Here is a 23,924-nt window from a genome sequence, read left to right on the forward strand (position 1 = left end):
GGGTTTCCTGCCCGCGTCTTTTTTCACCTCCAGGAGCAGCACGATGGGCATCGATACCGCATCTTCCGGCGGCGTTTATCCGCTGCATCACGGCGACCACAATTCACATAGCGTGCCGCCGACCGTCAATCCCGTGGCGCTGAGTCATGGCCGCGATCAGCCGTTCTTCGATCCGGTCGCGTACGGCAACGGCCCCGACGACTCGGTGACCGATACAACCGAAGCGGCTGCGATCACGCATCACACGATTCTGATCGACGGGAAGCGCATCGCGTACACGGCGACAGCCGGCCATCTCGTGACGGTCGACCCGAGCAGTTCGCAGCCGGCCGCGAAGATCTTCTACGTCGCATTCACGGCCGACGGCGCGAAGGAAGAAACGCGTCCCGTGACGTTCTTCTATAACGGCGGGCCCGGTTCGTCGTCGGTGTTCGTGCTGCTCGGCTCGTTCGCGCCGAAGCGCATCAAGACGTCGATGCCGGGTTTCACGCCGCCCGCGCCGTACCAGATGGAAGACAACCCGGACAGCATGATCGATCACAGCGACCTGGTGTTCATCAACCCGGTCGGCACCGGTTATTCGGCGGCGGTCGCGCCGAACAAGAACCGCAACTTCTGGGGCGTCGACCAGGATGCGGATTCGCTGAAGCAGTTCATCAAGCGCTACCTGACGAAGAACAACCGCTGGAATTCGCCGAAATACCTGTTCGGTGAATCGTACGGCACCGCGCGCAGCTGCGTGCTCGCGTACAAGCTGCACGAGGACGGTGTCGACCTGAACGGCGTCACGCTGCAATCGTCGATCCTCGACTACCGGCAGGCCGGCAACCCGGTCGGCGCATTGCCGACCGCGACGGCCGACGCGTGGTATCACAAGAAGCTCGGCGTCACGCCGGCGCCGACCGATCTCGGCGCGTTCGTCGAGGAAGTCGCGCAGTTCTCGCGCACCGACTACCTGAACGCGTTGCGCGCGGTCCCGCATGCGGACCCGGCCGCCGTGCAGAAACTGTCGCAATACACGGGCATCGATACGGCGACGCTGCAGTCGTGGAGCCTCAACATCGCCAGTTACGACGCGCGCGGCAATTCGCTGTTCCTGACGACGCTGCTGCAGGCGCAGGGGCTCGCGCTCGGCTCGTACGACGGCCGCGTGACCGGGATCTCGTCGGGCATCGCCGGCAAGATCGACCCGAACTCGGGCGGCAACGATCCGACGATGACGGCCGTGACGGGTGTGTATACGGCGATGTGGAACAGCTACCTGAACGAGCAGTTGAAGTTCACGTCGAATTCCGCGTTCACGGACCTGAACGACCAGGCGTTCCAGAACTGGGATTTCAGCCACATCGACCCGACCGGCGCGCAGCAGGGCATCGATGCACAGGGGAACGTGATTCTCTACACGGCCGGCGATCTCGCCGCGGTGATGGCGCTGAACGTCGACCTGAAGGTGCTGTCGGCGAACGGCTTCTACGACTTCGTCACGCCGTTCTACCAGACCGTGATCGACCTGCAGCAGATGCCGCTCGAGGATCAGAAGGTACGGCAGAACCTGTCCGCGCGTTTTTATCCGTCGGGGCACATGGTGTATCTCGACGGCGGCTCGCGCACCGCGCTCAAGCGCGATCTCGCGACGATGTACGACACGACGGTCAGCGATACGGGCGCGCGGATGCGGATTCGTGCGCTGCAGGCGACGAAGACGGGCGGGCACGCGTGACGTTGCCCGTCGCCGGGTTGCCGCGCGTCGCCGTCACGGCCGCGCGCGGCGATTGGGCTCCGATGCTGCCGGCCGGTCGCCGGGCGGCAGCATCGGATGATTGTGACGCGCCGATCGCTCAGCCGCAGTCGCGGCTTACGCGGTCGGCCAGTCGAACAGCGTGTACGGCAGCGCGCGCTTGTGCCGCGAACCTGCGTGGAAGCGCAGCACGGTCTCGTACACATGGTCGCTGACCGGCTTGCCTTCGAGGAAATCGTCGATCTCGTCGTAGCTGACGCCGTACGCGTGCTCGTCGGGGCGCAGCGGGCGCAGTTCCTCGAGGTCGGCCGTCGGCACTTTCATCACGATCGATTCCTCGCCGCCGAGCGCGCGTGCGACCGCACGCACGCGACGCTTGTTCAGGCCCGCGAGCGGCAGGATGTCCGCGCCGCCGTCGCCGAACTTCGTGAAGAAACCCATCAGCGATTCGGCCGCGTGATCGGTGCCGATCACGATGCCGCGCCGCGCGCCGGCCACCGCGTACTGCGCGATCATGCGCTCGCGCGCCTTGATGTTGCCGTGCACGAAATCCTGTTGCGCCGGCGTTTCGAACGCATGGCCGGACGCGACCAGCGACGCGAGCATCGCATCGGCGGCCGGTTTCACGTCGACCGTCAGGGTCTCGTCCGCGCGCACGAACGCGAGCGCGCGCTGCGCATCGGCTTCGTCGTTCTGCACGCCGTTCGGCAAGCGCATCGCGATGAAGCGCGCATCGTAGCCGTCGGCGCGCAGGCGTTCGACCGACAGTTGCGCGAGCCGCCCGGCCGTCGACGAATCGACGCCGCCGCTGATGCCGAGCACGTAGGTCCGCAGGCCGGTTGAACGAAGATATTGCGCGAGGAATTCGACGCGACGGGCGATCTCGGCCTCGGCGTCGAATTGCGGGGCGACGTTCAGTTCGGCAATGATCGCGCGTTGGCGGCTGGCGTAATCGGCGGATGTCATGAAGGGAGTTCCGGAACGAAATGCAAGGCGCCCATCATAAGCGCAATCGTGGCGGGGCGCCGCGCCGGGCGTGCGATCCGGCGGCCTTGCGTTGCTTCGGCGAGACGCGCTGCATCGCCATGGTGCACGGTGCGCCGGGCGGGTGCAGGATGCCGCGCGAAGCGCATCCGTGCGTGCGGCCGCGATGACGGTGCCGGCTTGATCGACGGCTGGCGTCAGCGCCGCGCGAGCACGACCCCCACCAGCGCGAGCGCGAAGCCGGCGAGCTGGATCGCCGCGAGCGTTTCGCCGAACAGCAGGTAGCCCTGCAGCGCGGCGAGCGGCGGCGCGAGGAACAGCAGCGACGTCGCGCGCGCGGCGTTGCCGCGCCGCAGCATCCACATCAGCATCGTGACCGCGCCGCCGGACAGGAACACGACGCCCCACACGAGCGACACCCACAGCGCCGGCGCGCCGATCCAGCGTGTCTCGTGCAGCAGCATGACGAAGATTGCCGCGACGATCGCCGCGCCGAAGTTCTGCACGGCGACCGCGGTGCGCAGGTCGCTCTGCGCGAGCTTGCCCTTCTGGTACAGCGAGCCGGCGGTGATCGACCCGACCGCCAGCACCGACACGGCGACCACGAGCCACGCGGGCGCCGCGCCCGGCGGCGATGCGACGCCGCCCGCGACCTTCGGTGCCAGCACGAGCGCGACGCCGGCCAGCCCGAGCGCCATCCCGAGCCAGCCGCGCGCGGGCAGGCGCTCGTTGAACAGCGGCACGGCGAGCACGGCGGTGGCGAGCGGCTGCAGCGCGCCGAGCAGCGCCATGACGCCCGCGTTCAGCCCTTGCGCGACGGCCCAGTAGCTTGCGCCGAGATAGACGCCCTGCAGCAGCGCGCCCGCGATCAGGTGGCGCGGCCACTCGCGGCGGGCCGGCCACGGCGCGCGTGCGACGAGCGCCACCATACCGAACAGCGCGGCCGTGCCCGCGAAACGCGCGAGCAGGAACAGGTTGGGATCGGCGTAGGGCTTGATTGCCCGCGCAACGATGAAGCCGGTGGACCAGAGCGCGACGAAAGCGGCGGCGACGAGCGAGGTAAGCATGCGAGGCGGGCCGCGAGGCGGCCGGGCAGAACCGTGAAGTCGGCCAGTATCGGGGCAAGCTCCGCCGGCGTCTTGTCGAATCCTGCACTCATCTCATGCCGCATATCGCGAGGATGCGGCGGCGTGCGTTTTGCTGCGCGGTGCGCAGCGGACGGGCGAGCGTGGTGAAGCGGAGATCAGTCGAATCAGTCGATCGAGAACGTATCGAGCGGCTGGTTGGCGCGCGCGTCGGTCGCGAAGCGCGCGGCGAGCTGCTCGTACAGCCGGCGGGCCTCGTCGAGCGTCAGGTCGATCCAGTACGGATCACCGGCGGCGTCGTTGAGTCTTTCGGGCGGAAACTGGATTTCGATCACACTGCCTTTGCGATACATTGCGCGAGCCCCTTGGCTTGTCTGTCGTTCGGCGAAGCTCGAAGTGTAGCAACCGGCGCCGCGCCGATTCGCGCGCGTCAGGCAATTCAGAATTTCGCTTTCGGGGAACGCGGCCGGCCCCGTTTCGCGCCACCGTCAAATGTCGGTCAAACGTCCGTAATACAATGGCCGGCTTACCCATTACCAGTCGCCTCGGGCGCACACGCGATGCTGGCGGAACAACGTCATCAATTCATCCTGTCGGAGCTCGGACGATCGGGCGCGTTGTCGGTCGCGGAACTCGTGCGTTCGCTCGACGTGTCGCGCGAAACGGTGCGGCGCGATTTGAATGCGCTTGCCGCGCGCGGCCTGCTCGTGATGACGCACGGCGGCGCGCTGGCCGCGGATCGCCGCGAGCCGAGCCTGTCCGAGCGCGAAGCCGCGAACGCGGACGCGAAGCGCACGATCGGGCGGCGTGCGGCCGAATTCGTGCCCGACGACGCATCGGTGCTGATCGATTCGGGCAGCACGCCGCATGCGGTCGCGCTTGCGCTCGCCGACCGGCACCGGCTGTCGATCTATACGAACGACTGGCGCACCGCGTTCGTGCTCGCGCGGCGCAACGGCAACCGCGTGACGCTGCTCGGCGGCGAACTGTCCGACGATGAGGACGCAACCTTCGGGCTCGACACGATCCATCAGCTTGCGCAATACCACGTCGATTTCGCGTTCGTCGGCGCCGGCGGCATCACGCCCGACGGCGAATGCACCGATTACTCGCGGCTCGCGGCCGAGGTGCGCAGCCGGATGATCGCGGCGGCCGGCACGGCGATCATCGTCGCCGACCATTCGAAATTCGGCCGCGTGACGCCGGTGCGGATCAACGGCACGGCCGCCGCGCGTTATCTCGTGACCGAACGCGCGCCCGACAAGGCGCTGCGCCGCGCGTTGACCGCACGCGGGATCGAACTGCTCGTGTGCGACTGACGCGCGTCCGACATACAAGGTTCATCGAACCGTCATCCCGCGGGAAGAACCGCCGTCAACACTGACCCATTCATCTCGACCGGCCGCAGGGCCAGGGAGCAACGAATGTCCGTCAGCGTGCGCAGCTATCTTTCCCCCACTCTCGTCCTGCTGGCCTTCGACTGGCCCGATGCGGCGTCGCGGTCCGATTTCCTCGGTTTCGCGATCCGGCGCACGCCGGGATTCTGGTCGGCCGACGGCAAGACGCGTGCGCCGAACAGCTGGTTGCCGAACCGCCTGACGTTCGACGGCCCGGCCGCCGACACGCAGGGCGATGCGCCGACCGACCAGGCGCCGATCCAGAAATTCATGTGGTGGGACGCGCGCATCGATCCTCAGGACCGCGATGCATCGTTCCGCTACGACGTGTATCCGGTCGTCGGCACGCCGGCGGACCTGCAGGTGCTCGACGCGCAAGCCGGCGTGTGCGACGTCGTGCTGCCCGCGCACATCGAGGACGGCATCGGCACGTGGTTCAACCGCGCGGTGGTCAGCTCGCAGGCGTTCGCGAAGCAGGTCGCGGCGCTGGGCCTCGCGCCGAATGCGGCGCCGAGCGACGCGCAGGCGCTGAAGTTGCGCACCTGGCTCGCGAACGACATGGAGCAGGTGTTCGCGGAGATGCTCGACCCCGCGTCGCGCGCGGCGTCGGCCGTTTATCACCTGACGGACACGCTGTGGGCGCTGCCCGCGTTCGAGGCGTTCGGGCGCAAGCACGGCGACGCGTCGCTTGCGATCGTCTACGACGCGCACACGACGGCGCGCAAGGGCAAGCCGCCGCTGCCGTCGCCGAACCAGCCGGCCGTCGACGCGCTGCAGGGCCTCGCGACGCTCGCACCGCGCGACAAGACGCACATCATGCACGACAAGTTCATCGTGACCGATGCGTCGGCAAGCGCGACGCCCACGCGTGTGCTGACGGGGTCCGCGAACTTCACGACCGAAGGGCTCACCGAACAGGCGAACGTGCTGCACGCATTCGACTCGCCGGCGCTCGCCGCGCTGTACAACGATCGTGCGCATGCGCTGGCCGCGAATCCGCCGATCGCGGAGACGGCGCGTCTGTCGCCGGGTTGGTCCGCGCCGATGACGATCGGCAGCGCGCAGGTGCGGCTGGCGTTCTCGCCGGAGCCGACGGGGCAGCGCACCGAGATCGACACGATCGTCGCCGCGATCGCGGCCGCGAAGCATTCGGTGTCGTTCTGCCTGTTCATGCCGACCGACGCGGCGCTGCGCGACGCGTGCTTCGCGGCCGGCGACCGCGGGCTGATGATGTTCGGGCTGGTGAACAAGATCAACGTCGGCAGCGCGACGAAGGCCGATGCCGAGCAGCAGGCCGGCCAGACGCTCGATGCGGCGACGCTCGCGAACCTCGAGCTATACCATCGCAGCCGCGACAACCACGACGTGATCGACGCCGAGTACTTCTCGGCGGCGACGGTGCCGCAGGGCTTCGAGCCGGAATTGCGGCAGTTTCCGGGCGAACCGGCGCCGGCCTATCCGCCCGTCGTGATCCATCACAAGTTCATCGTGATCGACGCGGAGGGCGCGAATCCGGTCGTTTATACGGGCTCGGCGAACATGAGCCGCAATTCCGAGCAGTTCAACGACGAGAACCTGCTCGAGATTCGCGACCAGCGGATCGCTGGAATCTATCTCGCGGAATTCCTGCGGCTCTACGAGCACTACCGCGCACGGGCGCTGGCGATCGATGCGAAGCAGCACGGCACGGGTACGGGCACAGGCACGGGCGCGCATGCGCGGCTCGCGCTTGCGCCCGATTCGAGCTGGGCGAAGAAGTATTACGTGGCGGGAAGCCCGGAAGAGAAGGCGCGGATCGCGCTGGCGTCGACCGCGCCGACGGATTGACGCGCTGACGCGTGACGGGCACGGCTGTTTCGTGCCCGGTAGGCGCTGCCCGGGAGCCCGGGCAGCCGTCGCTTATGCGGCGACGTAACGCAGCACGGCGTCGGCGATCGTGTCGCGATGCCGCGCGCGCAGGCGCGGCGCCGACGGGTCGCGGCCGAACGCGGCGCCGAACGTGTAGCGGTTCGACACGCGGTGGAAGCAGAACGAGCTGATCAGCAGGTGCAGGTCGAACGCGTCGATGTCCTTGCGGAACGCGCCGCTTGCCGCGCCGCGCTCGACCAGTTCCTCGAGCGTCTTGATGATGCTGACGTTGCGGTTCTTGAACGACTTGAGCTGTTCGAGATATTTCGCGCCGTGGATGTTCTCGATCGACACGAGGCGGACGAAGTCGCGATGCTTGTCGTGATAGTCGAACGTGAATTCGACGAGGCGGCGCATGCCTTCGCGCGGCTCCATGTCGCCGACGTGCAGTTCCTGCTCGAGCGCGCGGATGTCGCCATACACTTTCTCCAGCACGGCCTCGTACAGGCCTTCCTTGCTTTCGAAGTAGTAATAGAGCATCCGCTTCGTCGTGTTCGTGCGCTCGGCGATCGCGTCGACGCGCGCACCGGCGAGGCCCATCGCGGAAAATTCCTGCGTGGCGACATCGAGGATGTTGCGCTTGGTTTGCTCGGGATCGTATTTGCGGCGCGCGTCGGACGCAAGCGCGCGGCTTTCGGACGTGGCGGCCTTGCTTCCTGCTTTCATGTGATCTTGTTCTGGCTTCGCGGCAGCTTGGACCAGCCATTCTAGCATGTGGGAAATCCGCGTCCGGCCGACCTTCCGCTCTAATCGGCGGGGCCGTTTCGGCCGCCGCGGCGGCTCAGCGGCGGCAGGACGCGAGCGCGTCGCGGGCCTGGTAAGCCGTGTACGTGAGCTGCGCGGCGGCGAGGCCCGCCAGCCCGAACGTGCGCGTGAGCCCGAACGCGGCGAAGCCGTCCGGCACCGGCCGGCCTTCGGCCAGCGCGGCCGCGAGCGCTTCGCCGGCGACCGTGGTCGGTGCCATCCCGTGGCCGCCGAACGCGATCGCGTGCCACACGCCGTCCGCGTCGCGGCCGATCTGCGGCATCTTGTGCCGCGCGTAGCTCATCAGCCCGCCCCACGCGTAGTCGACCTTCACGCCTTCGAGTTGCGGATACACGCGCAACAGGTCGCGCCGCAGCAGGCGCGCGATCGCGTCGGGGCCGCGGTCGAGCACGGAGATCCGGCCGCCCCACAGGATGCGCGTGTCCTTCAGCGGGCGGTAGTAGTCGAATGCGAAACGCGTGTCGTAGATCGCGTACGGCGCGTCGATCGCGTCCGGCAGGCGCGCGCCGAGCGGCTCGGTCGCGATCACGTAGGTCGCGATCGGCAGCACCGCGCGCTCGATGCGCGGCGACACGCCGCGTGCGTAACCGCCGCCGGCGAACACGACGTCCTTCGCGCGCACGGTGCCCTGCGCCGTGCGTACGACGTAGTCGGCGCCTTCGCGTGCGATGCCGAGCGCGGCCGAGCGTTCATACACGCGCGCACCGCCGCGCGACGCGGCCGCCGCGACGCCGAGCACGTACTTCAGCGGATGGAAATGGAAGGCGTTCGGCTCGAACAGGCCGCCGTAATAGCGCTGCGTCTTCAGCTGTTGGCGCAGCGCGTCCGTCGACACGGGTTCCCAGTCGACGTCGAGTTCGTTTTTCATCAGCGTGCGCACGCTGTCGAGCCGCGACGGATCGTCGAACCAGTTCGCCAGCATCACGCCCTGGTCGACGAGGTCGCAGTCGATTCCGTAGCGCGCGATCCGTGCGCGGATCAGCTCGACCGCATCGACGGTGAGCCGGTACAGCCTGCGCCCCTCGTCGCGGCCGAGCGTGCGCAGCAGGTCGGCGTTGTCGAGGCTGTAGCCGCCGAACACGAAACCGCCGTTGCGGCCCGATGCGCCGAAGCCGACCCGTTCGCTGTCGAGCACGACGACGTCGTGCACGCCGCGCTCGACGAGGCCGAGCGCGGTGCACAGGCCGGCGAGGCCGCCGCCGACGATGCAGACCTGCGTGTCGATCGTGCCGGTCAGTTGCGGGTAGGGCTGGCGGGTAACGGTGGCTTCGTAGAAGTTCTGCATGCGATTCGAGGATTCGTAACGGCGTAAAAACGGACGGCGCGCGTCGATCTTGCCTGAACGCGCGCGCCGCGTCGAATGGGGGTTGTCAGGGCGCCGGCTGCCGTGTTCGGGCGGCGGCCGGCGCGGTGCGTGCCGTCAGGTGCCCGGCGTCGGGTTGGCCGGGCTGGCGACGTAGCCCGCGTAGCCGGTTTCGGCCTGCGGTGCTGCTTCGGGCGTCGCGTTGCGTTCGATCCACGGCGCGATCTCCATGTCCTCGTAGCGCACGAGGCGGCATTTGCGCACGATCGCGTAGCCGAGCCAGATCGCGAGGAAGAACGGCAGGCCGATGTAGGTTGCGGCAACGCCGACCCAGTCGATCCTGTCGGTGAGGAACGCCTGGTAGTCCTGGCCGAGCGCGACGATCGCGCACAGCGCGAAGGCGAACAGCGGGCCGAACGGGAACCACTTCGACCGGTACGGCAACTGGTCGAGCCGGTAGCCCTGCTTGAGGAAACCCTTGCGGAACCGGTAGTGGCTGACCGCGATGCCGAGCCACGTGATGAAGCCCGCCATGCCCGACGTGTTCAGCAGCCACAGGTAGACCGTCTTGTCGCCGTACAGCGACGTGAGGAAACATAGCGCGCCGACGGCGGTCGTCGCATACAGCGCATTGCGCGGCACGCCGCCCGGCGACAGCTTCGCGAACACCTTCGGCGCACGGCCTTCGACCGCGAGGTTGAAGAGCATCCGCGTGGACGCGTACATGCCCGAGTTGCCGGCCGACAGCACGGCGGTCAGGATCACCGCGTTCATCACGCCGGCCGCGAACGCGAGGCCCGCGTGGCGGAACACGAGCGTGAACGGGCTCACGCCGATGTCGGTCACGTCGCTCTTCAGCAGGCTCGGGTCGGTATAGGGAATCAGCACGCCGATCACGAAGATCGCGAACACGTAGAACAGCAGGATGCGCCAGAAGATCTGGCTCACCGCGCGCGGGATCGTCGTGCGCGGGTTCTCCGACTCGCCGGCCGCGACGCCGATCATCTCGGTGCCCTGGAACGAGAAGCCCGCGATCATCGCGACGCCGAGCATCGTCGCCCAGCCGCCGACGAACGGCGCATCGCCGAGCGTGAAGTTGCCCCAGCCCGCGCTCGGGCCGCCCTGCATGATCCCGAAGATCATCAGCAGGCCGACGCCGACGAACGCGAGCACCGTCAGCACCTTGATCAGCGCGAACCAGTATTCGGCTTCGCCGAAGCCGCGCACCGACAGTGCGTTGAGCGCGAAGATCAGCGTGAGGAACAGCGCGCTCCACCAGACGCCCGGCACATGCGGGAACCAGTAGTTCATCACGAGCTGCCCGGCGACCAGTTCCACCGCCAGCGTCACGGCCCAGCTGTACCAGTAGTTCCAGCCGAGCGCGAAACCGAAGCCTTCGTCGACGAACTTCGCGCCGTAGGTCGCGAACGAGCCCGACACGGGCATGAACGCGGCCATTTCGCCGAGGCTCGTCATCAGGAAATAGACCATCAGGCCGATCACCATGTACGCGAGCATCGCGCCGCCGGGGCCGGCCTGCGAGATCGATGCGCCGGACGCGACGAACAGGCCCGTGCCGATCGAGCCGCCGATCGCGATCATCCGCAGATGGCGGGCCTGCAGGCTACGGTGGAGGGATGGCTTCGCGGGCGGCGAGCCGGACGGACGGGACGAATCGGGGCGGGCATCTGAATGCATGGCGGGCGCTGGGCGCTGTCTCCGGGATTGTTTTTTCGGTGACGAAGCGCGACGCGGTGCCTGCTGCCGGCCGGGGCAGCGGTGGTGCTTCGCGGGAACGGTCCGGGTGAACCGGGCTGCCACGCGTGTCGCCTTCGTCTGTCGTCCGGCTGCCTGATGGCGGCCGTCGGCGCGCCGGGTGCGTTGCACCTCGACGTCGCACCGATTGTGTGTGCCCGATGCACGGGCCGCAAACGATATTTCCGAACAGGGTGATGCAACTTTGTCATCAACTTGCGTCGCGACGCGACGCCCCGGGCGGCCCGGCTGCCGGCTTTGGACGCGTCCTGAATCAGCTTGGAAACGCATGGATTTGTCCTGCCGAGGTGTTGCGTTTTGGGAATGAAGTCGTGAGTTAATATCAATAGCGGCCTGACTTGTGGCCATCGACAATGTGTTTCATGGATCGTGCCTTGCGAGGCGGGGGCGCGCCGTCCGGCCGGGCTTCCGGCGGCGGCGCGGCGCGATGCGCCGTGCGGCGCACCGGGCCCGTCGAGCTGCGCATCCGCTTGCACAGGGCGCGCGAACGCGCTCCAATCGAATCACGCGGGCGGCGCTGCCGCCGCACCGATCAATCTGTCCCTGAAGAGGAAGTGATGCAATTCAACGACATTCTTGCCGCGCTCGATATCGATCTCGCCCAGTGGAAAGGCAATGCGCTGACCGCGCGTTCGCCGCTCGACGGCGCGACGCTCGCGACGCTGGCCGTCGACACGCCCGCCGACGCCGAGCGCAAGATCGACGCCGCGCACGACGCATTCCTCAAGTGGCGCACGGTGCCGGCGCCGGTGCGCGGCGAACTCGTGCGCGTGTTCGGCAACGTGCTGCGCGAGCACAAGGCCGCGCTCGGCCACCTCGTCACGCTCGAGGCCGGCAAGATCACGTCCGAAGGCCTCGGTGAAGTGCAGGAAATGATCGACATCTGCGATTTCGCGGTTGGCCTGTCGCGCCAGCTTTACGGCCTCACGATCGCGTCCGAGCGCCCGGGCCACCGGATGATGGAAACCTGGCACCCGATCGGCGTGTGCGGCGTGATTTCGGCGTTCAACTTCCCGGTCGCGGTGTGGGCATGGAATGCGGCGCTCGCGTTCGTGTGCGGCGATCCGGTCGTGTGGAAGCCGTCGGAAAAGACGCCGCTCACCGCGATTGCATGCCACGTGCTGCTCGGCAAGGCGCTGCGCGAGTTCGACAAGACGCATCCGGGCGTCGCGCCGGAAGGGCTGAGCCAGCTGGTGCTCGGCATGCGCGATGTCGGCGAGGTGCTGACGTCGTCGAAGAAGGTGCCGGTCATCAGCGCGACGGGTAGCGTGCGGATGGGCACGGAAGTCGCGAAGGTGCTGAGCCAGCGTCTCGCGCGCGGCATCCTCGAACTCGGCGGCAACAACGGGATGATCGTCGCGCCGAGCGCCGATCTCGACCTCGTCGTGCGCGCCGTGACGTTCGCGGCGGTCGGCACGGCCGGCCAGCGCTGCACGACGCTGCGCCGCCTGATCGTCCATCGCAGCATCGTCGATCAGCTGCTGCCGCGCATCGAGAAGGCCTACACGTCGGTGAAGGTCGGCAGCCCGCTTGAGGAAGGTACGCTCGTCGGCCCGCTGGTCGATCGTGCGTCGTTCGACGCGATGCAGAAGGCGCTGGCCGATGCGCGCGAGCAGGGCGGCGAAGTGAAGGGCGGCGAGCGCGTCGACGTCGGTGGTCACGCGGATGCGTACTACGTGCGTCCGGCGATCGTGCGGATGCCGAAGCAATCGGCGGTGGTCGAGCGCGAGACGTTCGCACCGATCCTGTACGTGATGGTCTACGACAACTTCGAAGACGCGATCGACGTGCACAACGCGGTGCCGCAAGGCTTGTCGTCGGCGATCTTCACGAACGACATGCGCGAGGCCGAGCAATTCATGTCGGCAGCGGGCAGCGACTGCGGGATCGTCAACGTGAACATCGGCACGAGCGGCGCGGAGATCGGCGGCGCGTTCGGCGGCGAGAAGGAAACGGGCGGCGGCCGCGAGTCGGGTTCGGATGCGTGGAAGGCTTATATGCGTCGCGCGACGAATACGATCAACTACAGCCGGCAGCTGCCGCTGGCGCAGGGCGTGAAGTTCGACTTCTGATGCGAGGCGCCCGATCCAGGCGCCACGTGAGAGCGAGAAGGGCCGGTTACCGCGTCGCGGCAACCGGCCCTTCGTTTGTATACGCGGCTGCGATCGGGCGCGGCGTTACGCGTCTCCCACCGCCGGCATGTTCTGCACGACCAGCATCTGCGGGCTCGACAGCGTGATTTTCGCCGCGCGCAGCTGCTTCAGAATCTCGAACAGCAGGTCGCTCTTCGTCGAACTCGCGATCCGCGGGCTCGCCACGTAACCCGTCACGCTCAGCGTGATCCCGTCCGGCGTGAGCTGGCTGAACGTCACCGACGGTGCCGGTTTCTCGAGAATCGCCTGATGCGCGCGATACGCGTCGAGCAGCAGGTCGCGCACCTGCTCGGGATCGGTGTTCAGCGGGAACGTCAGCACCAGCGTTGCGACGCCCTGCGTGCTGTTGCCCATCGTCACGTTGCGCAGGTTCTGCGAGATCAGTTGCGAATTCGGCACGATCACGGTCGAGCGGTCGCTGAGCTGGATCTCGGTCGCGCGCACGTTGATGCGGCGGATGTCGCCTTCGACACCCGCGATGCTGATCATGTCGCCCACCTTCACCGGACGCTCGGTCAGCAGGATCAGCCCCGACACGAAATTCTTCACGATCTCCTGCAGGCCGAAGCCGATACCGACCGACAACGCACTGACGATCCACGCGAGGTTGTTCCACCTGACGCCGAGCAGCCCGAGCGTCATCAGCACGAGCAGCACGTAGCCGACGTTGGTGAACAGCGTGATCAGCGACACGCGCATCCCCGTATCCATGCCGAGCGCGGGCATGAACTCGCCGTCGAGCCAGCGGCGCAGCGAGCGCAGCAGGTAGAAGCCGATCGCGAACCCGATCACGGCGTTCAGGATCCGGTCCGGCATGATGTTCAGGCTCTGCAGCCGCTGGCTGCCGATCATCGCGACCGCGCTGTCGAGCAGGTCGCCCGGCGTCGTGCCGAAGCCGCCCGTCAGTAGCGCGATGGCCGCGATCAGCATCAGCAGGCTCGTGCCGAATCCGGACAGGACCGTGCGGGCCTGGTCGAGGTGCCGGTCTTCGAGTGCGAACAGGTGCTTGATCTGCTGGCCCGTCGACAGGGTCGCGGAGAACAGGCTTTCGCTCGCGTCCCGCGTCAACTGGATCAGGATGTAGGTCGCGCACAGCACGATCTCGAACCACACGAGCTCGTAGGTGATGAAGCGCGCGACCGTGATGTAGCCGATCAGGAGTGCGATCAGCGACACGACGATCGCCAGTGTGACGCCGGCATGGATCAGCCCGGCAAGCGTCGAACGCTCCTCGGGTGCCTCGCCGGCCGCCGCGAGCACGCTGCGCGCGCGGTTCGAGCGCAGCAGCGACGCGCCGACCGTCAGCGCGACGACGAGCGAGACGATGCCGCGGCCGAACAGCGTGACCGACAGGCTGGTGTCGACGATCCGGTTGATCGATTCGAGCGTGCCGGACATCAGCAGCAGCGCGGCCAGGATGCTGGGAAACGGCTTCATCGCGAGTGCGACGGGATCGGCGAGCGCCGGCAGGCGCCACGACGGATGCTTCGTGCAGAGCAGCGCGCGGCCGAGCCCCGCGATCAGTGCGCAGGTCGCGGCAAGCTTCGCGAACTGGTCCCACAGATCGGTCAGCGGCGGCGTGAGCTCGTAGTGGCGCGCGACGGCGAGGTAGAGGATCTGAACCGCGAAGGCGGTTGCCAGGAATGTCGACAGCGCGGTCGACAGCGCCAGCGCGCTGCGGCGCAAGCGGGTGGGCGGCAGGCGGTTCAGGCAGATCCACGCGAGCCCGCGCTCGATGAGCCGGCGGCCGCCGAGCCACATCGCGAACGCGGCGATCAGCAGCAGCGTGGTGATCGCCCGTTGTCCGGGCACCCACGACGAGCGCAGCATGTCGCGCAGTTCGTCGTTGAAATCTTCGAGCCGCTGGATGTCATCCGGCGAACGCTGGAACAGCGGCAGCCAGAACTGCGCGCTGAAGATACCGCCCGAACGGAACGCGAGCTGGTTCTTCAGCAGGCCGCGATGCAGCTTCGCGAACTGTTCGTTCAGGTTCGCGAGGTTGGTCTTCTGGTCGGCGGCCTGCTTCAGTGCCGCATCGATCTGCGTCTTGCGCGCGTTCAGCGTCGCCCGCTGCTTCGCGACGGCCGGCGTTTCCGGTGCGGCGCCCTCGGCAGGCGCCGGGCCGAGCACGTCGAGTTGCGCCTGGATCTGCGCGCGCTGCGGAGCGAGATCGCTCTGCAGCTTCGCGACATCGGTGCTCAGCTCCTGTGTCGCATCGGCGAGCGCATCCAGCTCCTTGCTGTTGGACGCGGTCGAGGTCTGCTGCTTGATGCGGTCCTGTTCGGCCTGCATCTGCTTGAGCTGCGCGACGGCGTCGTTCAGCGAGATGGCCGGCACGGACGCGTCGGTGCCGCTCGCGCCCGGGGCGGAAGCGGCCGCCGGAAACGCCGACGCGGTCGCGATCGCCGTGAACTGCAGCAGCGCGATCATCACGATCCGGCGGGCGTACGTGGATAGTCGTTGTATGGACATGGAATTCTTACGATTTGCCGACAGTGCCGGTTGCCGAAAGGCGCCCGGAAGCCGGTAGTTGGCCCGGTAGCATGTTACCGGGGTGTGGAAGGCGTGGTTGTACCGATTGCGCCTCTCGCTCGTGGCGAATTCGGCGGCACGAGTTCGCACGAAACGGCGCGTCAGGCCCGTACTGTCTGGCCGACACTGCCCGAGCTCAAGGCGTGCGGCCCGGGATCGTTGTTGTGACACGCTTTCCGCACCCGATAGACCGTTACGCAATTTACACATTGTCCGGCGCGAAAATGGGGTGTCCGAATCGGTTCGGCACCCGGAATGTGGCCGGCCCGTCGCCGTGTTCCTTATACCGGGGCCGGCGCGCACGTGTGCCGGACGGGCGTGCCGGTACAATGCAGCGATTCGCCCGACGGCGGCTCAACGGTCGCCGGACAACAACACACAACACGACACGACCAGGAGACGCGCCCAAGATGGCCTCAACGGACAGCCTTCCGCAGGCACCTGCCCAATCCCCATCCGTCGACCCCGGCTCCATCTCGGCCCGCCTCGACCGTCTGCCACCCACCCGCACCGTCTGGAAGCTCGTCATCCTGCTGAGCCTCGGCTTCTTCTTCGAACTTTACGACCTGCTCTACAGCGGCTACGTCGCGCCCGGCCTCGTGAAAAGCGGCATCCTGTCGGCGACGACGCACGGCCTGTTCGGCACCACGGGCGTCGCGAGCTTCATCGCCGCGCTGTTCTCCGGGCTGTTCATCGGCACGATTGCATGCGGCTTTCTCGCCGATCGCTTCGGCCGCCGCGCGATCTTCACGTGGTCGCTGCTGTGGTACACGGCCGCCAACGTCGTGATGGCGTTCCAGGACACCGCGGCCGGGCTGAACTTCTGGCGCTTCGTCGTCGGGCTCGGCCTCGGCGTCGAGATGGTGACGATCGGCACGTACATCTCCGAACTCGTGCCGAAGCAGATCCGCGGCCGCGCATTCGCGTGCGAGCAGGCAGTCGGGTTCGTCGCGGTGCCGGTGGTCGCGTTCCTGGCTTACCTGCTCGTGCCGCACGCGCCGTTCGGTCTCGACGGCTGGCGCTGGGTCGTGCTGATCGGCGCGCACGGCGCACTCTTCGTATGGTGGATTCGCCGCGAACTGCCGGAAAGCCCGCGCTGGCTCGCGCAGCAGGGCCGGGTCGACGAAGCCGATCGCATCATGCGCGCGCTCGAGGCGAAGGTCGAAGCCGAATACGGGCGGCCGCTGCCGCCGCCCGCACCGGCCGAGCCCGTGCCGCCGCGCGGCAGCTTCCGCGACATGTGGGTGCCGCCGTATCGCAGCCGCACGATCATGATGACGATCTTCAACGTGTTCCAGACGGTCGGCTTCTACGGCTTCGCGAACTGGGTGCCGACGCTGCTGATCAAGCAAGGCATCACGATCACGTCGAGCCTGATGTATTCGAGCGTGATCGCGCTCGCGGCGCCGATCGGCCCGCTGATCGGCCTCTTGATCGCCGACCGCTTCGAGCGCAAGTCGGTGATCGTCGCGATGGCGGCGGCGATCGTCGTCTGCGGGCTGTTGTTCAGCCAGACGACGGTGGGCGCATTCCTGATCGTGCTCGGCATCGGCCTCACGCTCGCGAGCAACATCATGTCGTACAGCTTCCACGCGTATCAGGCCGAACTGTTCCCGACGTCGATCCGCGCACGGGCCGTCGGCTTCGTCTATTCGTGGAGCCGCTTCTCGGCGATCTTCTCGTCGTTCGCGATCGCGGCCGTGCTGAAGGGCTTCGGCACCTTCGGCGTGTTCGCGTTCATCGCAGGCGCGATGGCGATCGTGATGGCCGCGATCGGGCTCATGGGGCCGCGCACGAAGGGCATCGCGCTCGAAACCATCTCCAGGTAGTCGATGGCTGTACACGCGTGTCGCAGGGTTCGTGCGGCACGCGTGCGATGCGATTGCATGGAGCAAAAACTGCATCGAAAATGATTTGGGATGCGAATCGATTCGGTGAGAACATCGCTTCGTCATGAAACATACAAGTCCACGGCTCGCATCCCGTCACACGCCAGAAGCGCCCAACAAACAAGGTTGCCACGCAACGACAAAGCGAGCGGCAACGAGTTGAAACAAAGCGTGACGAAGCGCAAATCCACCGGAAAGCCACGGCTTTCACCGCTGCAGATTATTGCCCGGACGCGTAAAATGAAAGGCCTGACGACTCATTAGCCGCCATTGGACCGCACGCGTTGCATCAGCGAACGGCTCCGCCGCGAAGAGGCGTCGGCGCCGGGCGCACGCGATGCGCCGGACGTGTCGATGGCTCGCGCGGAAGATGCGCCGTTCGCAACAGCAACATGCGACGGCCGGATCGGCCGATGGCTTCGAACGTATGATGCTTTCCAATCTGACGCGGCAATTTGCGAAGCCGCGTTGCCTGACCCGCGCAGTCGCCATGTATGTTTGGCTCGCTGTCGCACTGCCAATCTCCGTTCTCGCTGGGCGGCCTGCCCTTGCCGCGTCCGACGTACCGTCGTCCGCTGCTACGTCATCCTCAGTAGTCGCGCCGTCCACGCATGCAGCTTCCCGTGTGCATCCGGCGTCACCCGCGCATGCATCGTCGGCCGCATCGGCCGCGCAGCCCGCGCCCGCGGCATCGCATGCGCATCATGCGGGGCCTGCTAGCGCGGCATCGGGCGCGTCGGTGGCTTCTGCCGCGTCCACCGCAGCGCCTGAGTCGGCGGCTTCTGCCGCATCCGCCGCAGAGCCTGCGTCGGCCGCGTCCGCCGTACCGGCCGGCGAGGCCGAGGCACCCGCGCCAACCCCGCCACGCCGGCATCCGCCGCTGTCGGCCGAGGAAGCGAAAAACGCGACAGCACGCGCGATCGACATGCGCAAGCGCTTCACGCAGGAAGTCACGCGGCGCCTGAACGTGCCCATGAGCGAGCAGCGCGCGTACGGCGCACGGCTCCAGAAGGCGCTCGCCGACGCGGACCTCGGCGACCTGGCCGGCGAATACGTCGCGATGGTCGACCGTTCGCCGAACGTGCAGGCGCTTTTCATCTACTTCCGCGCGACGCCGGCCAATGCGTGGCTGATGATCGGCGCATCGCCGGTCGGCACCGGGCTGCCGGGCAAGTACGACCATTTCCTGACGCCGCTCGGGGTGTTCCATCACTCGCCCGACAACATGGATTTCCGCGCGGAAGGCACGACGAACGAGAACGGCATTCGCGGCTACGGCCTCCGCGACATGCGCATCTACGACTTCGGCTGGGAAGACGGCGAACGTGGCTGGGGCAAGGGCGGCGTGTCGCCGATGCGCTTCCAGATGCATGCGACCGACCCCGACCGCCTCGAATCGCTGCTCGGCATCCGGCACTCGAAGGGGTGCGTGCGGATTCCTGCGTCGCTGAACACGTTCTTCGACCGGCACGGGCTGCTCGACGACGACTACCAGGCGCGCGTCGAAGCCGGCAAGTCGCTGTGGGTGCTGCGTCGCGATCGCGACATCACGCCGATCGCGGGTCGTTACCTGGTCGTGATCGACAGCGCACGCAAGACCCGCCCGGCCTGGTCGCCGATGCCGGGACGCAAGGCGTGGTCGAAGCTGCCGAGGGGCGGCGATACGGCGGACTGACGGCCGGTCCGCCGGGGGGCGGGAGGCGCAAGGATGAGAATAAATCCGTTTTATTGATACATAAGAAAAGCAAACTTTTATTATCCGAGCCGGGTTCGTATAGTCGAGTCCAGTTTCGCGGAACCCTGCCGCGCCTGGACCACCACCGATCACACGACCCGCATGAAAACTCTCTACAAGCTCGCCCCGCTCGCGATGCTCGGCGCCTTCGCGACCCATGCCTGTGCGCAAAGCAGCATCACGCTGTACGGGCTCATCTCGGCCGGCGTCGGGTTCGCGACCAACCAGGGCGGCAAGAACGCCTGGCAGGCGCTGTCCGGCACGAACCAGAACCCGCGCTGGGGGCTGAAGGGCAAGGAGGATCTCGGGCAGGGGCTGTCCGCGATCTTCCAGCTCGAGAACGGCTTCAACGTGATGACGGGCACGGCCGCGCAGAACGGCCGCGAATTCGGGCGCATGGCCTACGTCGGCCTCGCCGACCGCACCTACGGCTCGCTGACGTTCGGCCGCCAGTACGACGCGATCCACGACTACATCGGGCCCGTGATCATCGCGAGCAACGGCGTGAACATCGGCGACAACGACAACGGCTACAACGACATCCGCGTGCAGAACTCGGTGAAGTACGTGAGCCCCGTCTATTACGGCCTGAAGTTCACCGCGCTGTACGGCTTCAGCAACGCGACGGGCTTCGCGAACAACAGCGCGTACAGCTTCGGGCTCGGCTACGAGCAGGGCCCGCTGCGCTGGAGCGCGGTCTATGCGCAGTACAACCATCCGTACAGCGGCACGAACCAGGACGGCGCGATCGCGAACGACTATGCGTCGCCGCTGCTGATCTTCAGCAAGAGCGCGATGTCACCGGCGGCGTACGCGAGCCGGCAGCGGATTGCGGGCACCGGCGGCTTCTACACGATCGGCCGCGCGCAGTTCGCGGCGATGTTTACCGACGTACGCTACGATTACCTCGACAATTCGCACCTGCACCTGCAGAACCTCGGCGTGAACGTCGTCTACACGATGACGCCGCAGCTCTTTCTCGGCGCCGCGTATGCGTTCACGAACGGCAAGTACGACGTGATCGACAAGCGTCCGAAATGGCACCAGGTGAACCTGCAGGCCGATTACTTCCTGTCGAAACGCACCGACGTCGCGCTGACGGTGATCGCGCAGCAGGCGGCCGGCGACGCGGACCATGCGCAGATCTTCGCGTACGCGCGCTCGACCAGCACGCGCCAGATGATGGCGACGCTCGGCGTCCGGCACGTTTTCTGAGTTCGACCATGACCCACCCGATCGCATCCCGCCGCACCTTCCTGAAACTGTCCGCCGCGCTGGCCGGCACCGCACTGCTGCCCGAAACGGGCGCGTTCGCGGCCGGCGGCGACACCGCGCGCCGCACGGTGATCATCGATACCGACCCGGGGCAGGACGACGCCATCGCGATCCTGTTCGCACTCGGCGCGCAGGACCGGCTCGACGTCCGCGCGCTGACCGCCGTCGCGGGCAACGTGCCGCTCGACCTGACTGAACGCAATGCGCGGATCATCCGCGACTGGGCCGGCCGCACGAAGACGCTGCCGGTCTATGCGGGCTGCCCGCGCCCGCTCGCGCGCGAACTCGTGACGGCGGCGAACGTGCACGGCAAGACCGGGCTCGAAGGCGTCGAACTGCACGAGCCGCGCGCGCCGCTGGCGACCGATCACGCGGTGTCGTACCTCGTCGATACGCTGAGCCATGCCGCGCCGAACAGCGTGACGCTGTGCGCACTCGGCCCGCTGACGAACATCGCGACCGCGCTGATCGAAGCGCCGCAGATTCGCGGCGCGCTGCGCGAGATCGTGCTGATGGGTGGCGCATTCTTCGAGCGCGGCAACATCACGCCGGCCGCCGAGTTCAACATCTACGTCGATCCGCAGGCGGCCGACGTGGTGTTCGGCAGCGGCGTGCCGATCGTCGTGCTGCCGCGCGACGTCGCGGTGAAGGCGCCGATCACGCCCGCGCGCGTCGCACCGTTCCGCGCGCTCGGCAACCGCTGCGGCGCGATCGTCGCGGACATCATGACGGCCGAGCTGGCGTACAACAAGAAGCGGCGCGGCGTCGACGACGGGCCGATGTACGACCCGACCGCGGTCGGTTATCTCGTCGATCCGACGATGTTCGGCGGACGCAAGGTGAACGTGGTGGTCGAGACGAGCGGGCAGTGGACGCTCGGCGAGACGATCGTCGACTGGAACGGCCGCAGCGGTCGCGCGGCGAATGCGACGTGGATCAACGAGGTCGACGCGGACCGCTTCTACGCGACGCTCGTCGAGCGCGTCGCGAAGCTGCCCTGAGCGCGACGTCGCGCGGCGAACGGAATCAGATGTGCTTCGCGATCCACTCGCGGCACGCGCGCACGTGCGGGCCGCGATCGTCGCCGGCGAGGGAAATCAGCGAGATCGCGCGCGTGACGCGCGGTTTGTCGACGCGTAGCGCGACGAGTTCGGGATCGTGCAGATGCATCGTATAGAGGCTCGGCAGCACGGCGGTCGCGAGGCCGTTTCGTGCGAGCGCGTAGAGCGGCTCGGTGTATTCCATCCGGTACGTGACGTTCAGGCGCAGCTTCTCGGCGCCACCGGTGCGATGCAGCGATTCGCTGACGCTGCCGCGCACGAACACGGCCAGTTCGCGATCGACGAGCTTCGCCCACGTGACGCTCTTCGCGCGGGCGAGCGGATCGTCGTGCCGCACGACGATCACGATCTCGTCCTCGAAGAGCTGCCGGTAGCGCAGCGTGCCGTCGTCGCTGTCCGGTTCGCGCACGCCGATGCCGAGATCCGCGACGCTGTCGCGCACGGCTTCGACGAGCGCGCTGTTCGGCAGGTCGGTAAGCGTGAAGCGCAGCGTCGGGTGTGCGCCGCGCAGCGCGTTGAGCGCGGGCAAGAGGCGGCCCGCGACCGACGGGATGAACGCGATCCGCACGGTCTGGATGCGTTCGCCGATGAGCCGCGTCATGTCGTCGAACGTGCCGCGCGCCTGGTTGAGCAGCCGTTCGGCGAGCGGCAGCACGGCTTCGCCCGCGGACGTCAGCGTGAGCCGGTGCGCGGAACGCGCGAACAGGCGCCCGCCGAGCAGGAACTCGATCTGGCGGATCGACGCGGTGAGCGCGGGCTGCGTGAGCGACAGCGCCTGCGCGGCCTGCGTGAAGCTGCGTGCATGGGCGAGCACGACGAAGTGCTGGACCTGCCGCAGCGTGAGCGCGGGCAGCAGCGACGAGCGGTCTGACGACATCGGGCAATAACGGTCGGGAAGCGGTACGCGGCAGTATAAGACCGCGCTGCGCGAACCGACACAGGACAATATTCGGAATCACAGGAGAACCACCATGTCAGCGACTGACACGATGCCGGCGCGAGCGCCGGCCAACTGGCTCGAACGCCGCTTCGCGCTCGCCGCGCGCGGCACGAGCGTGCGCACCGAGACGATCGCGGGCGTCACGTCGTTTCTCGCGGCCGCGTACCTGCTCGTCGTGATCCCGTCGCTGCTCGCGACGGGCGGCATGGAGCGCGGCGCGGCGACGACCGCGACGATCATCGTGTTCGTGCTGTTCACGACGCTGATGGGGCTCTATGCGAACCTGCCGTTCCTCGTCGGCCCCGGCATCGGCGGTTCGGTGATCATCGGCGTGACGCTCGCGACGACGGAACACGTCGGCTGGCAGACGGGCCTCGGCATCGCGTGCGTGTCGGGCGTGCTGTTCTTCCTGCTGACGATCCTCGGTGCGCGCGGCGTCGTGGTGCGGCTGATTCCGGTGCAGATCAAGCTCGGGCTCGGCGCGTCGATCGGCCTGTTCGTCACGATGCTCGGGCTGCGCAACGCGGGGATGGTCGTCGCGAACGCGAAGACCAACGCGTTCGCGCTCGGCGACTTCTCGCGGCCGGGCGCGCTCGTCGCGCTGATCGGCCTGGCGGTCGCGATCGTGCTGCAGGCGCGCAAGGTGCCTGGCGCGATCCTGATCGCGATTCTCGTCGCGGCCGCGGCCGGCGTGCCGCTCGGCGTCACGCACCTGCCCGCGTCGTTCGTGTCGCTGCCGCACAGCATCGCGCCGATCGCGTTCAAGCTCGACCTGCGCAGCGCGTTGAGCCTGGCGGCCGCGCCGTACCTGTTCGCATTCTTCGCGGCGGAATTCTTCTCGACGCTCGGCACCGCGCTCGCGGTCGGCGCGAAGGCGAACCTGCTCGACGAACAGGGGAACCTGCCGAACATCAACCGGCCGTTCCTCGTCGATTCGCTGGCTGCGACGCTCGGGCCCGTGCTCGGCATTCCCGCGCTGACCGCGCTGATCGAATCGGCGGCGGGCGTCGAGGCCGGCGGCCGCAGCGGGCTGTCGTCGCTGGCGGCGGCCGTGCTGTTCGCCGCGATGCTGCTGTTCGTGCCGGTCGCGCTCGCGATCCCGAAGGAGGCCACCGCGCCGGCACTGATCCTGATCGGGCTGTCGATGTTCGCGACGATCCGTCATACGCATTTCGACGATTTCACCGATGCGCTGCCCGTGATGTCGATGGTGCTGCTCACGCTGATGTCGAACAGCTTCGGCACCGGCATTGCGGGCGGGCTGCTGTGCTACGTGCTCGTCAAGCTGCTGGCCGGCCGCTGGCGCGACGTGTCGTGGGGGCTCGTCGTGCTCGCGATTCCGCTCGGCTATTACTTCTGGACCGTCGTGAAGCCGCACTGAGA

Annotated in this window: 17 protein-coding genes; 9 read left to right on the forward strand and 8 right to left on the reverse strand. The window is 67.5% G+C overall.

Features of this window, described 5'->3' with window-relative positions; translation table 11 throughout:
* The first annotated feature begins 43 nt into the window (after positions 1–43).
* A complete protein-coding gene (locus ACN22W_RS32100; RefSeq protein ID WP_419688521.1) occupies positions 44–1,720 on the forward strand; it encodes a S10 family peptidase in 1,677 nt (558 codons plus the stop codon).
* 135 nt (positions 1,721–1,855) lie between these two features.
* Here the strand turns inward: ACN22W_RS32100 and nadE are convergent, their stop codons facing one another.
* From nadE to ACN22W_RS32115, 3 genes are all read right to left on the reverse strand, one after another.
* The gene (nadE, locus tag ACN22W_RS32105) at positions 1,856–2,704 is read right to left on the reverse strand and encodes an ammonia-dependent NAD(+) synthetase (protein ID WP_419688523.1); all 849 of its coding nucleotides are present in this window, start codon (positions 2,702–2,704) and stop codon (positions 1,856–1,858) included.
* A 215-nt stretch (positions 2,705–2,919) separates the two neighbouring features.
* Entirely contained in the window at positions 2,920–3,789 is an 870-nt protein-coding gene (locus ACN22W_RS32110) for a DMT family transporter (protein ID WP_193099766.1), read from the reverse strand.
* A 185-nt stretch (positions 3,790–3,974) separates the two neighbouring features.
* Complete coding sequence (locus ACN22W_RS32115; RefSeq protein WP_006480515.1) at positions 3,975–4,160, reverse strand: hypothetical protein; 186 nt, start codon at positions 4,158–4,160, stop codon at positions 3,975–3,977.
* A gap of 207 nt (positions 4,161–4,367) precedes the next feature.
* Here ACN22W_RS32115 and ACN22W_RS32120 point away from each other — a divergent pair, with 207 nt between their 5' ends.
* Together ACN22W_RS32120 and ACN22W_RS32125 are read left to right on the forward strand one after the other, a co-directional pair.
* Complete coding sequence (locus tag ACN22W_RS32120) at positions 4,368–5,126, forward strand: DeoR/GlpR family DNA-binding transcription regulator (RefSeq protein WP_343494900.1); 759 nt, start codon at positions 4,368–4,370, stop codon at positions 5,124–5,126.
* A gap of 105 nt (positions 5,127–5,231) precedes the next feature.
* Positions 5,232–7,031 (forward strand): phospholipase D-like domain-containing protein, encoded by a 1,800-nt coding sequence (locus tag ACN22W_RS32125; RefSeq protein ID WP_419688527.1) that lies wholly within the window; start codon positions 5,232–5,234, stop codon positions 7,029–7,031.
* Between the two features lie 72 nt (positions 7,032–7,103).
* Here ACN22W_RS32125 and ACN22W_RS32130 read toward each other — a convergent pair whose 3' ends face one another.
* The 3 genes from ACN22W_RS32130 to ACN22W_RS32140 form a co-directional block, all read right to left on the reverse strand.
* Positions 7,104–7,778, reverse strand: a complete 675-nt coding sequence (locus ACN22W_RS32130; protein ID WP_034180911.1) for a TetR family transcriptional regulator — start codon at positions 7,776–7,778, stop codon at positions 7,104–7,106.
* 115 nt (positions 7,779–7,893) lie between these two features.
* The gene (locus ACN22W_RS32135; protein WP_419688529.1) at positions 7,894–9,162 is read right to left on the reverse strand and encodes an NAD(P)/FAD-dependent oxidoreductase; all 1,269 of its coding nucleotides are present in this window, start codon (positions 9,160–9,162) and stop codon (positions 7,894–7,896) included.
* Positions 9,163–9,297: 135 nt separating this feature from the next.
* Entirely contained in the window at positions 9,298–10,878 is a 1,581-nt protein-coding gene (locus tag ACN22W_RS32140; RefSeq protein ID WP_419688530.1) for an amino acid permease, read from the reverse strand.
* A gap of 635 nt (positions 10,879–11,513) precedes the next feature.
* On the opposite strand from ACN22W_RS32140, the gene ACN22W_RS32145 reads away from it, so the two are divergent.
* Positions 11,514–13,028 (forward strand): aldehyde dehydrogenase family protein, encoded by a 1,515-nt coding sequence (locus ACN22W_RS32145; protein WP_048246683.1) that lies wholly within the window; start codon positions 11,514–11,516, stop codon positions 13,026–13,028.
* 105 nt (positions 13,029–13,133) lie between these two features.
* On the opposite strand, the gene ACN22W_RS32150 is transcribed toward ACN22W_RS32145, so the two are convergent.
* Positions 13,134–15,581, reverse strand: coding sequence for a DUF3772 domain-containing protein (locus ACN22W_RS32150; protein ID WP_419688531.1), 2,448 nt, complete (start codon positions 15,579–15,581; stop codon positions 13,134–13,136).
* A 470-nt stretch (positions 15,582–16,051) separates the two neighbouring features.
* On the opposite strand from ACN22W_RS32150, the gene ACN22W_RS32155 reads away from it, so the two are divergent.
* The 4 genes from ACN22W_RS32155 (at position 16,052) to ACN22W_RS32170 (ending at position 21,541) form a co-directional block, all read left to right on the forward strand.
* Positions 16,052–17,470 (forward strand): MFS transporter, encoded by a 1,419-nt coding sequence (locus tag ACN22W_RS32155; protein WP_419688532.1) that lies wholly within the window; start codon positions 16,052–16,054, stop codon positions 17,468–17,470.
* 397 nt (positions 17,471–17,867) lie between these two features.
* On the forward strand, positions 17,868–19,205 hold the full coding sequence (locus ACN22W_RS32160; protein WP_419688534.1) for a hypothetical protein: 1,338 nt from the start codon (positions 17,868–17,870) through the stop codon (positions 19,203–19,205).
* 162 nt (positions 19,206–19,367) lie between these two features.
* Positions 19,368–20,480: a porin gene (locus ACN22W_RS32165; protein WP_129515785.1), complete on the forward strand. Its 1,113-nt coding sequence runs from the start codon at positions 19,368–19,370 to the stop codon at positions 20,478–20,480.
* An 8-nt stretch (positions 20,481–20,488) separates the two neighbouring features.
* On the forward strand, positions 20,489–21,541 hold the full coding sequence (locus ACN22W_RS32170) for a nucleoside hydrolase (protein ID WP_419688536.1): 1,053 nt from the start codon (positions 20,489–20,491) through the stop codon (positions 21,539–21,541).
* Positions 21,542–21,566: 25 nt separating this feature from the next.
* On the opposite strand, the gene ACN22W_RS32175 is transcribed toward ACN22W_RS32170, so the two are convergent.
* Positions 21,567–22,478: a LysR family transcriptional regulator gene (locus ACN22W_RS32175; protein ID WP_129515783.1), complete on the reverse strand. Its 912-nt coding sequence runs from the start codon at positions 22,476–22,478 to the stop codon at positions 21,567–21,569.
* A 94-nt stretch (positions 22,479–22,572) separates the two neighbouring features.
* On the opposite strand from ACN22W_RS32175, the gene ACN22W_RS32180 reads away from it, so the two are divergent.
* The gene (locus ACN22W_RS32180) at positions 22,573–23,922 is read left to right on the forward strand and encodes an NCS2 family permease (protein WP_129515782.1); all 1,350 of its coding nucleotides are present in this window, start codon (positions 22,573–22,575) and stop codon (positions 23,920–23,922) included.
* Positions 23,923–23,924 lie beyond the last annotated feature (2 nt).

The sequence above is a fragment of the Burkholderia theae genome, from assembly GCF_048565265.1.
Classification (GTDB): domain Bacteria; phylum Pseudomonadota; class Gammaproteobacteria; order Burkholderiales; family Burkholderiaceae; genus Burkholderia; species Burkholderia theae.

Excerpts from the sequence above, each read along its gene's own strand:
- ACN22W_RS32100 (WP_419688521.1), top strand. The coding sequence starts at position 44 with ATGGGCATCGATACCGCATCTTCCGGCGGCGTTTATCCGCTGCATCAC.
- nadE (WP_419688523.1), bottom strand. The coding sequence starts at position 2,704 with ATGACATCCGCCGATTACGCCAGCCGCCAACGCGCGATCATTGCCGAA.
- ACN22W_RS32110 (WP_193099766.1), bottom strand. The coding sequence starts at position 3,789 with ATGCTTACCTCGCTCGTCGCCGCCGCTTTCGTCGCGCTCTGGTCCACC.
- ACN22W_RS32115 (WP_006480515.1), bottom strand. The coding sequence starts at position 4,160 with ATGTATCGCAAAGGCAGTGTGATCGAAATCCAGTTTCCGCCCGAAAGA.
- ACN22W_RS32120 (WP_343494900.1), top strand. The coding sequence starts at position 4,368 with ATGCTGGCGGAACAACGTCATCAATTCATCCTGTCGGAGCTCGGACGA.
- ACN22W_RS32125 (WP_419688527.1), top strand. The coding sequence starts at position 5,232 with ATGTCCGTCAGCGTGCGCAGCTATCTTTCCCCCACTCTCGTCCTGCTG.
- ACN22W_RS32130 (WP_034180911.1), bottom strand. The coding sequence starts at position 7,778 with ATGAAAGCAGGAAGCAAGGCCGCCACGTCCGAAAGCCGCGCGCTTGCG.
- ACN22W_RS32135 (WP_419688529.1), bottom strand. The coding sequence starts at position 9,162 with ATGCAGAACTTCTACGAAGCCACCGTTACCCGCCAGCCCTACCCGCAA.
- ACN22W_RS32140 (WP_419688530.1), bottom strand. The coding sequence starts at position 10,878 with ATGCATTCAGATGCCCGCCCCGATTCGTCCCGTCCGTCCGGCTCGCCG.
- ACN22W_RS32145 (WP_048246683.1), top strand. The coding sequence starts at position 11,514 with ATGCAATTCAACGACATTCTTGCCGCGCTCGATATCGATCTCGCCCAG.
- ACN22W_RS32150 (WP_419688531.1), bottom strand. The coding sequence starts at position 15,581 with ATGTCCATACAACGACTATCCACGTACGCCCGCCGGATCGTGATGATC.
- ACN22W_RS32155 (WP_419688532.1), top strand. The coding sequence starts at position 16,052 with ATGGCCTCAACGGACAGCCTTCCGCAGGCACCTGCCCAATCCCCATCC.
- ACN22W_RS32160 (WP_419688534.1), top strand. The coding sequence starts at position 17,868 with ATGCGCCGGACGTGTCGATGGCTCGCGCGGAAGATGCGCCGTTCGCAA.
- ACN22W_RS32165 (WP_129515785.1), top strand. The coding sequence starts at position 19,368 with ATGAAAACTCTCTACAAGCTCGCCCCGCTCGCGATGCTCGGCGCCTTC.
- ACN22W_RS32170 (WP_419688536.1), top strand. The coding sequence starts at position 20,489 with ATGACCCACCCGATCGCATCCCGCCGCACCTTCCTGAAACTGTCCGCC.
- ACN22W_RS32175 (WP_129515783.1), bottom strand. The coding sequence starts at position 22,478 with ATGTCGTCAGACCGCTCGTCGCTGCTGCCCGCGCTCACGCTGCGGCAG.
- ACN22W_RS32180 (WP_129515782.1), top strand. The coding sequence starts at position 22,573 with ATGTCAGCGACTGACACGATGCCGGCGCGAGCGCCGGCCAACTGGCTC.